Source organism: Frankia sp. Allo2 (genome assembly GCF_000733325.1).
Taxonomy (GTDB): domain Bacteria; phylum Actinomycetota; class Actinomycetes; order Frankiales; family Frankiaceae; genus Frankia; species Frankia casuarinae.
In genome coordinates this window covers 59,634-72,982 of the sequence record NZ_JPHT01000008.1, presented here as the reverse complement: position 1 = coordinate 72,982, position 13,349 = coordinate 59,634, and the positions used below count along the sequence as shown (strand labels likewise).

At 72.5% G+C, this 13,349-nt stretch carries 8 protein-coding genes; 4 read left to right on the top strand and 4 right to left on the bottom strand.

What is annotated here, in order from left to right; translation table 11 throughout:
- Positions 1–7 precede the first annotated feature (7 nt).
- Positions 8–1,489 carry an NAD(P)/FAD-dependent oxidoreductase gene (locus tag ALLO2_RS08230; protein WP_011435389.1) on the bottom strand — a complete coding sequence of 494 codons (1,482 nt, stop codon included), beginning with the start codon at positions 1,487–1,489 and terminating at the stop codon, positions 8–10.
- Positions 1,490–1,783: 294 nt separating this feature from the next.
- On the opposite strand from ALLO2_RS08230, the gene gnd reads away from it, so the two are divergent.
- Positions 1,784–2,800, top strand: coding sequence for a phosphogluconate dehydrogenase (NAD(+)-dependent, decarboxylating) (gene gnd / locus ALLO2_RS08225; protein ID WP_023841018.1), 1,017 nt, complete (start codon positions 1,784–1,786; stop codon positions 2,798–2,800).
- A gap of 74 nt (positions 2,801–2,874) precedes the next feature.
- On the opposite strand, the gene ALLO2_RS08220 is transcribed toward gnd, so the two are convergent.
- A complete protein-coding gene (locus tag ALLO2_RS08220) occupies positions 2,875–3,528 on the bottom strand; it encodes a L,D-transpeptidase family protein (protein WP_232234970.1) in 654 nt (217 codons plus the stop codon).
- A 473-nt stretch (positions 3,529–4,001) separates the two neighbouring features.
- Positions 4,002–4,172: a hypothetical protein gene (locus ALLO2_RS27025; RefSeq protein WP_023841020.1), complete on the bottom strand. Its 171-nt coding sequence runs from the start codon at positions 4,170–4,172 to the stop codon at positions 4,002–4,004.
- A 226-nt stretch (positions 4,173–4,398) separates the two neighbouring features.
- Between ALLO2_RS27025 and ALLO2_RS08215 the strand changes: the two genes are divergently transcribed.
- The 3 genes from ALLO2_RS08215 (at position 4,399) to ALLO2_RS08205 (ending at position 11,362) form a co-directional block, all read left to right on the top strand.
- On the top strand, positions 4,399–7,710 hold the full coding sequence (locus ALLO2_RS08215) for an ATP-binding protein (protein WP_023841021.1): 3,312 nt from the start codon (positions 4,399–4,401) through the stop codon (positions 7,708–7,710).
- Between the two features lie 254 nt (positions 7,711–7,964).
- Complete coding sequence (locus ALLO2_RS25495) at positions 7,965–10,337, top strand: hypothetical protein (protein WP_035731018.1); 2,373 nt, start codon at positions 7,965–7,967, stop codon at positions 10,335–10,337.
- A gap of 101 nt (positions 10,338–10,438) precedes the next feature.
- The gene (locus ALLO2_RS08205) at positions 10,439–11,362 is read left to right on the top strand and encodes a type IV toxin-antitoxin system AbiEi family antitoxin domain-containing protein (RefSeq protein ID WP_232234969.1); all 924 of its coding nucleotides are present in this window, start codon (positions 10,439–10,441) and stop codon (positions 11,360–11,362) included.
- A 77-nt stretch (positions 11,363–11,439) separates the two neighbouring features.
- On the opposite strand, the gene ALLO2_RS08200 is transcribed toward ALLO2_RS08205, so the two are convergent.
- Positions 11,440–13,302: a class I SAM-dependent methyltransferase gene (locus ALLO2_RS08200; RefSeq protein ID WP_011435383.1), complete on the bottom strand. Its 1,863-nt coding sequence runs from the start codon at positions 13,300–13,302 to the stop codon at positions 11,440–11,442.
- Between the last annotated feature and the right edge of the window lie 47 nt (positions 13,303–13,349).

Sequence of the window (13,349 nt, the reverse complement as noted above, 5' to 3'; positions counted from 1 at the left end):
AACGACGTCATCCGTATACCTCCAACAGTCGCAGCCAGACCTCGCTGACTGTCGGGAACGACGGGACCGCGTGCCACAGCCGCTCCAACGGCACCTCTCCGACGATCGCGATCGTGGCCGCGTGCACCATCTCCTGGGTGTCCGGACCGGTGAAGGTCGCTCCCACGAGCACCCGGCGGGCCTCGTCCACGACAATCTTCGACGTGCCCGTGATCTCCTCCCCCCGCACCGACGCGCCGGCCACCGATCCGGTCGGCACGCTCACGGCCCGCACGGCGATCCCGGCCTCCCGCGCGGCCCGCTCGGTCAGTCCGACCGCGCTGACCTGCGGATCGGTGAAGGTCACCCGCGGGACGGCCGCCGGGTCGGCCAGGTCGCGCACGGGAGCGCCGGCGAGGTCCCGGCGGCCGGTGATGACGTCGGCCGCCAGCCGGGCCTGGTACTTGCCCATGTGGGTGAGCAGCGCGCGGCCGCAGACGTCGCCGACCGCGTAGAGCCAGTCCCCCGCCACGCCGACCGCGCGGAGCCGGTCGTCGACCTCGATGAACCGCCCGGGTTGCAGGCCCACGGTCTCCAGGCCCAGGTCGCCGGTCGCCGGGGTGCGCCCGACGGCGACCAGGATCTCGTCGGCGACCACGGCATCGCGGCGCGGCCGCCGCTCAACCGGCTCACCCGGATCCGCCGGATCCGCCGGATCCACCGGCTCCACCGTGACGGTCACCGGCCCGGCCGGGCCATCCGGTCCCGTCCGGGCCCGGCGGACCTCGACCGCCCGGCTTCCGAGCCGCACCGTGATGCCGGCCGCCTCGAAGGCGGCCCGCAACTGCTCGCCGACGAACTCCTCCTCCCGGACGAGCAGCCGGGGTGACCCCTCGATCAAGGTCACCTCCGCGCTACCGAGCCGGCGGAAGGCCTGGGCCAGTTCCACCCCCACGGCGCCGCCGCCGAGCACCACGAGGCGGTGCGGGACCTTCCAGGCGCCGGTCGCGGTCCGGTTGTCCCACGGTTCGGCGTCGGCGAGGCCGGGGATCGGTGGAACAGTGGCCCGCGTCCCGGTGGCCACGACCACGGCTCGGGACGCGGTCAGCACCCGGCGGGTGCCGTCCAGCAGCGTCACCGCGACCCGGCCGGCGGGCCCCGCCAGGCGCCCGGTCCCGCGCACCAACTCGACGCCCTTGTCGACCAGCCAGGGCACCTGGGAGGAATCGGAGTAGTCGCCCACCATCCAGTCTCGCCGGGCGAACGCCGCGGCGGCGTCGACGGGTCCGGTGACCGCCGACGCCGCGCCGGGAACGCGGCGGGCCGCCGCCAGCACCTCCCCCGGCCGCAGGAGGGTTTTGCTCGGGATACAGCCCCAGTAGCTGCACTCCCCGCCGACGAGCTCGCGTTCGACGACGATGACGGACAGACCAGCGTCGGCACAGCGGCCGGCGACGTTCTCGCCCGCGGGCCCGGCGCCGAGCACGATCACGTCCACGTCGGCATCCATGGCCGCCTCCCCTGCCCTACCCGGCTCGCTCACAAGCCCTCCGTCGCTGCTCGTCACAATCTGCCGCTCGATCCACGCCAACTGAAGATCATCGGGAACTTTCGGGGTCCCGGTCCGGACGGTCCGTGGCCGGTCCGGTCCGGCGCGGGCGCCGACTCGGAGACGAGAAGCACGTGCACCACGGACGGGGAAGCACGGATGCAGCACGGAGAATGGCGTCAGGAGCGCCAGGCCGGGCCCGTCCCGGCGACACGCCGGAGCGGGCCATCGAGACGAACCAGCGGAGAGATGAAGATGCAGCTCGGGATGATCGGACTCGGCCGGATGGGTGCCAACCTGGTGCGCCGGCTGATCCGCGGTGGTCACGAATGCGTGGTCTACGACGTCAACCCCGAGGCCGTTAAGGCCCTGGCTGCGGAGGGCGCCACGGAGACACGGAGCCTCGCCGAGTTCGCCGCGGCCCTGCGTCCACCCCGGGCTGCCTGGATCATGGTGCCCGCCGGGCTGACCGGTGAGACCGTCTCGGCCCTGGCCGAGCACTTCGCGCCGGACGACGTGATCATCGACGGCGGCAACTCCTACTACCGGGATGACATCCTGCGTGCCGCGTCGCTCGTCGAGCGGGGCATCCACTACGTCGACGTCGGCACCTCCGGGGGCGTGTTCGGGCTGGAACGCGGCTTCTGTCTGATGATCGGCGGCGAACCGGGGGTCGTGGCCCGCCTGGAGCCGCTGTTCGAGACGATCGCACCCGGCGTCGGCACCATCCCGCGGACCCCGGGCCGGACCGGCGAGATCACCCAGGCCGAGAAGGGATACCTGTACTGCGGCCCGAACGGCGCCGGTCACTTCGTCAAGATGGTGCACAACGGCATCGAGTACGGCATGATGGCCGCCTTCGCCGAGGGGTTCGCGGTGCTCGACAAGGCGAACATCGGCACGACGTCCGCCGAGCACAACGCCGAGACCGCCCCGCTGGGCAACCCGGAGTACTACCAGTACGACCTCGACACCACCGCGATCGCCGAGGTGTGGCGGCGGGGCAGCGTGGTCAGTTCCTGGCTGCTCGACCTCACCGCCGCCGCGCTGCAGGAGGATCCCGGACTCACCGAGTTCAGCGGCCGGGTGTCCGACTCCGGGGAAGGACGTTGGACGGTACTGGCCGCCGTGGAGGAGGGCGTTCCCGCCCATGTGCTGACGGCGTCCCTCTACGAGCGGTTCAGTTCGCGCGGGGAGGGCCTGTTCGCCGACAAGCTGTTGTCGGCGATGCGCAAGCAGTTCGGTGGGCACGCGGAGAAGCCGGCCGGCTGAGCCTCGTCGGCTTCCTTGCCTATCCAGAGGCTTTTGTGCTCGATTTATCTCTCTGGATAGGCAAGGAAAGGGGCTCAGGGGCGCACGTTGTCGGCGCCGAGATCCGCCACGTCTCCCATAACGATCATGGGATGGGCCATCGGGGTCAGCCAACGGAGAATGGCCACGAGGGCGTCCTGTTCCACCGCGATGCAGCCCCGCGTCGGCGATCTGTGGTCGACATGCAGCCAGATGNCCCCGCCGATCTGCGGGCCCAGCGGACGGGTCGGGTCCGACGGCGGATACCCGGGCAGTCGGTTGTAGTCGATGGCGACCACATAGTTGAACGCATCGGGCATCGGCTCGCCCCGCGGACCCGTCGCCCGGTAGAACGACGGGCGATACTCGTAGGGCAGACCGGTGCCCGGATCGGCGAGCTTGCCACCGGCGGCGGTGAGACTGAACACGCCGATCGGGCTGCGCAGATCGCCCTCCCGATGGTCGTACGTCCAGCCATCGGCGCCGTTGCGGCCGATCAGCGGGGCGCCGTAGGTCTTCCAGGCGGAGCCGGGATCGGCCCGTTCCCACAGCGTCACGTTGTTGGTGTTCGCATTCCGGTCGATGCCGCTCACCACGATCACCTGCCGGGCGGCCTGCGGAATCTTCGTCATCATCACCGGTCCGACCCCGGGGATCGCGGTGAGGTCGGAGGCGGGCCCCGCCCTGCCGTCCGCGCCGGTACCGGCCACCCGGCTCGTCCTCACCGGCCCACCCACGCCCGACGGGCGTGCTTCGGAGGTGGGACCGAGCCCGGATGTGCGTCCGAGCCGGGCTGCGCCTCTCGGCCCGGACGGTACGGACACCGACAGGTCATGCGAGGAGTCCGGGTCCGAAGCGGGACTGCTGAGATGAAGTGCGCTGGCCGCCCCCACGACCAACGTCACACCCACCGCGGCGGCACCGACCGCGACCGAGCGACCCCGCGGGGGGCTCGTACGCGTCTCGGTCCGGCGGCGATTCCTGCGATGATCGGCCATGCCTCCGACTTCCGGGACGACGCCACGGGCGAGGCTGCGACGCGCTGTTGACCCTTGCCACCCCCGTGACCCTTGCCACCCCCGTGACCCTTGCCACCCCCGTGACCCTTGCCGCCCCCGACGGCCGCCACGCCCGTGCCATCCGGCTGCGGCCATGATGCACCGGCGATGACAATACGTATCATTCACGCCGGCCTGGCGAGGTCGCCCAGCCCGGCGAGGTACCCCGACCTGGGGAGGTATCCCGCGGCAGCCGCCGGTGCGTCGGCCCACGACACCCGCAGACCGCGATCACGGCGACGGGAGTCCATGCGCCCGGGACCGTGACGATCGAAGACAGCCGTCCATGCCTCCATGTTCGACCTTCACTCCTCCCCGATCTCGGAATTCGGATACTTCGAGCAACGATGGACACGATCCGGATCCAATGCCCAGCGGAGGGTGATAGATTGCCACATCGGCACCGATGATCAGAAGTATGTTCACGGAGAGACGAGACGAAGACCACGAGGAGCCCGCATGGTGGTACGGGCGGCCGGCAGCCGTTCCCAGCGCGGCCGGCACGAATAGGCCCCTCCGATCGTGCTCGCCGGTTTCCGGTTCCACCGCATCCTCACCGCCCCTCGGCGACCCGACACACCCGACCGGCCCGATCCCGTACCGGCCGCGCTCTTCGCCGCCCTCGTCGGCGCGCACGCGCAGTTGACCTCGCTCGGGCCCGGCCACGAACCCACCGCCTCCGGTGCGTCCACTCGCGGCGGCCCGTACCCGGTGCCGGGAGCAGCCCGGCCGGGAATCGCCGTCGCCTGGCTACGGGGCCCGGGTGAGGCGCACATCCGGTTCCTCGCCGGCGGCCGGCCCTTCTTCCCAGCGGACCCGACCGCGACAGACCCGACCGCGGCGGCCACGTCGCTCGCAACAGCCACGTCGACACCAGCCGCAACCGCGGTTCCGCTGCTGTACCCCCCGGGATCGACAGCGGTGGCGCTGCCACCGGACGCCGTACCCGCCCAGCTCGCCGGCTTCCCCTACTGGCTGCGGTGCGAAGGCCTCCCGGATGCCCTGTGGGCCGCCGATCCCGGCACCGACGCCCGGCAGCCAGACACCCGCCGCGGATCGTTCGACGACTACGCCGCGCATCTCGTCGGCCCGTTCGCCTGGCTTGTGCTCGCGTGGCCGGTGCCCCCCGAGCATCTCGCCGAGGAACGGGCGGACCTCGCGCGATCGATCCCCGTGCTGCGCCGGCGGGAGAACGACCAGGGCGCCCGGCTCGACTTGGAGCGCGCGGAGGCCCGCTACCGGGAACTGGGCCGGGGCGCGTCGAGCGGCATGTGGGACGTGGAGATCCTGGTCGGTGGGGTGACCCCGGCCGGCGCGGTCTCGCTGGCCGCCCTGCTGTGCAGCTCCAGCGATCTCGACCGGCTGCCCTACACGTTGCGTCCGACCGGCCCGGTCACCTCGTTCGCGGGGGCCCTCGGCGGGGTCGGAGCCGGGGTCGGAGCCGGAGCCGGCGGGCTGGCCGGCTCACCGCGGTCCTCGCCGCGGGCGAGCGCGGAGCTGCTGGCGGCGCTGGCCCGGCCGCCCGGCCGTGAGCTGCCGGGCATCACCCTGATCACACCGCACGCCTTCGACGTGACGCCCGAGGGTCCGAACCGGTCCGGTCCCGCGGACCCCCGGGGAACGCCCGGCGCCGTTCGGCTCGGCGACGTGCTCGACGCCGGCTGGATGCCGGCCGGCGCGTTCTCGGTTTCCCTCGCGACGCTCAACCGGCACGCCTTCGTCTGCGGCGCCACCGGATCCGGGAAGTCACAGACCGTGCGGTCGCTGCTGGAGTCGTTGACCCGTGCTCCGGCGCCCGTTCCGTGGCTGGTCCTGGAGCCGGCCAAGGCCGAGTACGCCCGGATGGCCGGGCGGCTCGCCGGCCTCGCCGAGGTGCTCGTCATCAGGCCGGGCCGGCTCGACGCTCCACCGGCGTCACTGAACCCGCTGGAACCCGAGCCCGGCTTTCCCTTGCAGAGCCACATCGATCTCGTCCGGGCCTTGTTCCTGGCGGCGTTCGAGGCGCACGAGCCGTTCCCCCAGGTGCTCGCCCGCGCGCTGACGGTCTGTTACCAGGACCTGGGATGGAACCTGGTGCTGGACCGGCCGGAGCCCGCGCACCGGCCCAGATTCCGGGTGACCGGGCCGGAGGAGGACCCGAAGGTCGACGTGCGCAGGCGATATCCGACCCTCGGGGACCTGCAGCGCACCGCGACGAGGGTGGTCGAGAACATCGGCTACGGCGTGGAGGTCACGGCGGACGTCCGGGGCTTTGTCGACGTGCGCATCGGTAGCCTGCGAGAGGGTTCTCCCGGTCGGTTCTTCGAGGGCGGGCATCCGATCGATATCGGCGCCCTGCTGGCGCGCAACGTCGTCTTCGAGCTGGAGGACATCACCAGCGACCAGGACAAGGCGTTCCTGCTCGGCGCCGTCCTGATCCGCGTCGTGGAGCATCTGCGGGTCCGGTACGCCACCGCGGGCGCGGGCGGACTGCGCCACGTCCTGGTCCTGGAGGAGGCCCACCGGCTGCTCAAGAACGTCACCGACGGCCCGGCCGCGGCCTCCGTCGACCTGTTCGCCTCACTGCTCGCGGAGATCCGCGCCTACGGCGAGGGGCTCGTTGTCGTGGAGCAGATCCCAGCGAAGATCCTTCCCGACGTTATCAAGAACACCGCACTGAAGGTGATGCACCGGCTCCCGGCCGCCGACGACCGAGAAGCCGTCGGCGCGACAATGAACCTGCGCGACGATCAGTCCGAACTGGTCGTCGCGCTGCCGGCGGGGGTGGCGGCGGTAAGCGCGGACGGCATGGACCGTCCCGTGCTGGCCCGGATGGTCGCCGGAGACGACCGGGAGAGCGCGCGCTACGCGCGCTACGACCGGGTGCCCCTGGCCGGACGGCGCAGCCTCGGCTGCGGCGCGGCCTGCGTCGCCGGCCCCGCCTGCACCCTGGAGGAGACGGAGACGTCCGCCCTCGCGGCCCGCGATCCCCTGCTGGTGGTGTGGGTCGAGGCGGTGGCCGCGCACCAGGTCATGGGCTTCACCCATCTGCTCGGGATCGCGCCGTTCGCTCCGGCGGAACCCCTGCGGACCACCCTCGCCGCGTTGCCGGGTCGCATCCTCGACTGCGCGCTCGCCCATGCCGCCGACCGGGCGACGGACGCCCGCGCCGCCGCGCTGCGCCCCTTCGTCGACCCGGACGACTTCACCGCCGCCCTGCTCGCGACGCTGCGCCGGCTCCTCGGCCTGCCGCCGTCCCCGGCGGACGCGGCAGAGGCGGCGGACGCGGCAGACACGGCGGACACGGCGAACACGGCGAACACCGTCGACTCCCGGCACCTGACCGCGGGCATGTACCGCTGGCAGGACGTCCGGCAGGCGCTGGTTGACGCAGTGCGCCGGCGGGGGGCCGGCGCGGGCCCGCATCCGCTCACCGCGGCCTGGCGCGAGCGCGGCCTGACCCTGCCGGGCGAGACCGTGGGCGAACAGCTCACCCGGCTGAAGAACGGTGCCTTCTACGCTCCGGGCCGGGAGAAGGTCAACATCGGTGATCCGGCGGTCAGCGGCCTCACCGTGGCGGTCCGGGAACTCACCGGCGCGGCGGATGCCACCTCGCTGTCGGACGCGCTCCACCAGGCATGCACCGGCAAGGGACTGGCCGAGCTGGCCACCCAGATCTCCGACCTCGTCGGCCCCGCGCCGAGCGGACCGGGGAGCGCCCCACCGGAGTCCACCGCGGCGGCCACCGCCCTCGGCCCGTCCATCGGGACAGCATCCGCGTTCGGGACAGCATCCGCGTTCGGGACAGCATCCGTGTTCGGGACAGCATCCGCGTTCGGGACAGCGCGGGACTGAGCGCCCGGGCCCGTCGACCGTCGGGACGTTACGGCGGGGCCGACATGCACGGCGGAACGCGACAGAGTGGACACCACGCGCCATAATGGCCACGTAACGCCCCAGTACTGACACCGGGCGTGCCGAGATCGTTTCCAGGTGCACGATGATCGGGAACGGGGAGTCGCTGCGGCACGGTGGGCTGCGGCCGTCGGGGCTGCGGCACGGTGGGCTGCGACGCGGGAGCAGGCGAGTGGGACGGCGGAGGGTCGGCGATGGGGGTGGGCACGCTAACCACGNCTGAGGCCCGGCTGATCCAGGGGCTCTTCGTTCCACGGGAGCGTTGGGGCTGGGAGTTCGTCGACACCGGTCCATCGGCCCCGAGCCCGCTCGCCGACCGTCAACCGGTCTGGCAGGAGCCCGAATCGCCCGATCTGACCGCGCTCACGGCCCGGCGAAACCATGCCGTCCGCGCCCTGCTGACCAGGCTCGTCCTGCCGATGGCCTTCGTGGTGTTCGGCATGCTGCTCGCGGGCGAGGGGGGGTTCTTCTTCGTCCCGGCGGGACTCGCGCTCGCCGTGGTCGCGTGCCTGCCTCCGCTGATCCTGCACTACCGGCTGGGCCGGACACGATCCCGGGCCGCGTCGGNCCGGGCCGACGGATACACCCGCCACCTGCAGGCGTTGACGTCCTGGCAGACCGAGGTCGACGCGCACGACCGGGCCGAGCTGCGACGCCGAGAGGCCACCGCCGTCTTCTATCCCGTCTCGGCCCCCGCGGCGACCCCCAGGATCGACGTGTTCGGCGGAACCGGCGACGGATGGGCGAGCCTGCTGGCCACCGCGGGCTGCTCGGTGCTCACCGGCGGNACCGGCATCCTGCTCGTCGATCTCAGCGAGCGGGCGGTGGGCGGGGGGTTGGCACGCCTCGCCGGCCAGGCGCGCTGGCCGGTGGAGTCCTGGGACCTGCCCCGCCAGCTCGACGAGGTGGCGCTCCTCGACGGCCTCGGGCCGCGGGAGGCCGGCGAGCTCGTCGCCGACGCGTTCGGCATGTCCCAGGAGAGCGGCGATGATCCGCACCGACGCGCCCTGCACGCGGACCTGGTCACCACCGTCGCCGTCGTTCTGTACGAACGGCTCAGCATTCGCCGTCTCGCCGAGGGCCTGCGCGTCCTCGAAGGTCTCGACGACGGCAGCGCGGCCACGTCGCTGTCGACGGCCGAGGCCGGGGAGCTCACCGCGCACATGGACGCGTTCGGCCGCGGTGACCGGATCGCCGACGAGCTGCGCTACCTGCGTTCCTCGCTGGAGGCGCTCAGCCCGCCACCACCAGCCACGGCCGCGACGGCACCGGCCGCGACGGCACCGGCCGCGACGGCACCGGCCGCGACGGCACCGGCCGCGACGGTCGAGGCCCATATGTTGGCGGCCGCCGCCGATATGTCGACGGCCAGGATGCCGACGGCCAGGATGCCGACGGCCAGGGTCGACAGCGCGCCCCGTCCACTGACGGCCTGGTGGCCGGTACCCGGGCTGCGGGTTCTCGCCACGTCGAGCCGGGACTCGTCCGCCCACCGCAAGGAACTCACGGACCGGCTCCTCGTCCAGACCGTGCTCCACCAGCTCCGTTGCCGCCAGCGGGGCGGGCCGACCGGCCGGGACATGCTGGTCGTCGCCGGGGCGGACCATCTCGGCCGAGCGGTCCTGACCGGGCTGACCCGCCACGCCGAGCTCGCCGGGGTGCGGCTCGTGCTGCTCTTCGAACGGCTCGCCGACGACGCCGAACGGGTGCTGGGCAGCCAGGGAGGCTCGACGATCATCATGCGATTGGGGAACGGTAAGGACGCCGCGACCGCGGCGGAATTCATCGGGCGTGGTTACCGCTTCGTCATGTCTCAGGTGACGGCCCAGGTGGGGCGCAGTTTCACGGCCGGCGACAGCGACAGCGTCGGTTACCAGGACGGCACCTCGGAGACGACCGGCACCAGCGGCGGAACCGGCCGGACCTACGACGGCACCCGGCTGCTGCCCTGGTTGCAGAACACGTCGAAGAACGCCGGATGGCAGGAGTCGGTGACGGCGTCGCGATCGCAGACCTGGCAGCGCACGACAAACTCGTCGGTGAGCGACTCGACAACCGACGGCACGACCTCCCAGCGGGTATACGAGTTCACCGTGGAGCCGACCACCGTCCAGACCCTGCCGGCGACCGCGTTCCTGCTGGTCAACCCGGTCGATGGGGCGGGACGGGTGGTGCCGGGGGACTGCAATCCGGGCACCGTCCTGCTGCCTGGGGTCTCCGCGGCCGACCGCTGGTCCGTACCTGACGCGGCCGCCACGCCCCTGGCGGGTCACCACGTCGGAACCGCCGGAGCCGAGGTGATCCAGGCCGGTACGGACCAGGCCGGCCCTGCGCGGACCGGCGCGGAGGAACAGCGTCGGATCGAGCCTGCCCCGCCCGTCGGGTTTCCGGGCATCGGCCAGCAACCGCCGGCCGACGAGGAGGTCTACCGGCTCGTCCCGCCCAAGGCGCGTCCCAGCGGCCCCGGCAGTCCCGGCGGTCCCGGCGGTCCCGGCGGCCAGAGCACTCACCCGGGGGCGCGGGGATGGGTTCCCGGCGTCGGGGACCACCACCCGGGGCATGGCTGACCCGGTCCGGAACGCGGCCGTCAGGAAGGAGACAGCCGAAAGTTATCCACAGCCCGAAAAAGGTTCTGGCCCAACAGACAGACAACCGTCATCGTCTTCTCATGGCCCATAACCCTGGCCGACTCTCCTGGCAGGAGATCGCCACCATGCAGGCCGGCGTGATCACGATACGCGATGCGATCAACGCCGGCATCACCCGCGACGAGATCCGCCGACGGTTGAACGACGGTCGCTGGCAGCAACCCTTCCGNGGCGTGCTNATCANAACCGCCACACCCGTGACGAGGATGCAGGAGCTGTGGGGGGCCCTGCAGGCCGTCGGCCCGGACGCGGTGCTCGCGGGCGCCTGCGCGGCGGGGCTCGCGGGTCTGGACGGCTACGGCACCGGCCCGGTGACGGTTCTCCTGCCCACCGAACGCCGGATCGCCGCGCCACCGGGCGTGCTTCTGCGGCACAGCGCTCGGCTCGACATCACCGAGATCGATCCCCTCCGCCTGCCCCGGCGGACGGCCCCCGCCCGGTCCGTCATCGACATGGCCGAGTGGGCGGCTACCCGCGCGGACGCGCAGGGCCTGCTCGTTGACGCTGTCCGTCAACGTTTCGTCACCGTCGCGAGCCTGCGGATCGCGCTGGCCCGGCGTGGTCCGATCAGCCGCCGGACGCTGATCACCGAGACGTTGGACGACCTGGGCCGGGACGCGCCGCGCCTCACCGAGATCATGTACCGTCGCATCGAGGCCCAGTGGGGGTTGCCGGTAGGGNCCCCGAGTGTCAACGGGCCCGCGGACGAGCCGATGGCGCGCCTCGACGTCTGGTACGAGCCGTGGCGCGTGCGGGTGGAGATCCAGGCGACGGTCCCTGGGCCGACGGTCGTCGCCGAGCCGACCGGCCAGCTCCTCATCCGTCTGCCGGCACGCCTGGCGCGGGACGCCCCGGCCGAGGTGGCTTCCCTCGTAGGCGGGGCGCTGCGTGACCGCGGCTGGTCGGCGTCGGTGCCGCGCGCTCCGCGGGCGCTGGCCTCCTGAGCTCCGCGGGACATTCGTTCGTCGCGTCCCGTATCCCTGTGCCGCGCCGCACATTCCGGTCAACCGGTCCGCCGAGGTCAGAGCTCCTTGCGGGCGATCATCAGGTAGGTGCCGGCGTACCGGGCGTCGTGCGCGTACCGGCCGGCAAGGCGGTCGAGGAGGCGGGCCAGTCCCAGTAGGGGGCTGGCCACAAGCATCACCAGGACGCGGCCGGCCGCGCCGACCGGGCCGGCCTGCTGGGGCAGCCACGGCATGGGGCGTGGCGCGATCATGGCCACGGCGAGCAGCAGGGCGCCGGTCAGCCCACCGGGACGGCGCGCCGCGGCGAAGCGCACCGCGACCGGCCGCAGCCCCCGGTCCTCCAGCGCGGCGATCAGGTTCTCCGCGGGGATGAAGTGGGCGCGCTCGGGGACCGCCCAGCCGGGCCAGAACCGGCCGAGCCAGCGGGCCTGCCGGCAGTCGGCGTTGGCCAGCTCGCAGACGACGTGCCCGCCAGGCGGCAACGCCTTCGCGACGGCGTCGAGCTCCGCCGACGGGTCGTCGCGGCGTTCCAGGTAGTCGAACATGCTGATGACGTCGTACCGGCCGGCGAGGCTGTCGACGACGTCGGAGAAACGGCCGTAGTGGGCGTGGTCGATCCAGCCGCGCGCCAGGCCCTTGGCCAGGCCGGGAAAGGTGTCGAGCCCGTCAAACACCGTCCTCGGCCACACCTCTCGGGCCGCGTTGGCGAAGTGACCGTACCGGGCCCCCACGTCCAGCCAGGTCCGTGGCACCACGAACGGTCGGACGGCGGCAGCCTGCTCGCGCCGCTCGCGGGCGATCGCGGCCAGGACCTGCTCGGCGACATCGGTGCGCAGGCCGTCGTAGCGGTCCCGGTCGTAGAACTCACGCCCGGCCGGGCTCAACGACGGGTTGAGGAAGACATGCCCGCAGCGCTCGCAGCCGTCCAGCCGGAAGGAACCGGGCTTGCGCAGGAGCAGGTCCGGCGACTCCACCCGGGTGGCGAGCTCGACCGATCCGCACCAGGGGCAGTCGGCCCGGTCGTGGCGCAGGAACCGGTCGAGGCCGGCCTGGACGTCCTGGGAGTAGGAGGCGCGGCTGGCGGCGGTCTCCTGCCTGGCCGCATGCTTGACCGGGTCCGGAGGAAGCCCGGCGGCCTTCGCCTCAGCCGCCTTCACGGCCTGCGCCCGGCCGGCCCGCACGGAGTCGACCACGAACAGCACCCCGCCGAGGATGCGCACGATGGGAGAACGAATGAGATCGCGCGGGGACAGCGGCACCCGGCCGGCGCAGACGAAGAACGGCTGGAACCAGAACAGCGCCATGGCCGCGAGGCCGAACGGCTGGTTCACATGGAAGCCGATCGCGGTGGCGATCTGGGGTACGAACGGGAAGAGCTGGTTCTGCCGGGTGAACCGGTAGGCCCGCTGCTGGACGCGGACACGCATCGCCGCGTCGTCCCGGGCGGCACGCAGCCCCGGCAGCACCGCCAGATCCGTCGAGCCGGAGGCGAAGGTCTTCAGCCGCTCGGTGATGTCGACGAGCTCCACCGGGTCGAAACCGTCCCGGCGGGTGATCCCAGCCCGCTGGAGAATCTCGGAGTGGACCAGCAGCGCCTGGAAGGCGCCGCGGCCGGGCACGCAGCGGTCGGCCCGGTAGGTGCGGGTGTCGACCATCCGGGCGAGGTCGAGCGCCCGTTCGGCCGTCAGGTCCGCCGGGACGAGGTCGAGCACGTCGAGCCGGTCCCGGCTGGCGTGGTAACTGGCCGCCCGTCGGCCGCTGTCGGAGAGGCGGACCCCGGTCGCGACGAGGAACTCATGCGCGGGGTCCACCGGGCGACCGGAGGCCGGCAGGGTGTCGAGACGACGCAGCCGACCGCGCAGCCGCACACCGTTGATCGCCAGACCGGCACACACCAGGATCGGCAACCATGTCAGCACGACGTCAGAACCGTTCGAGCATCAGACCACGAGACCGATCACCGGAC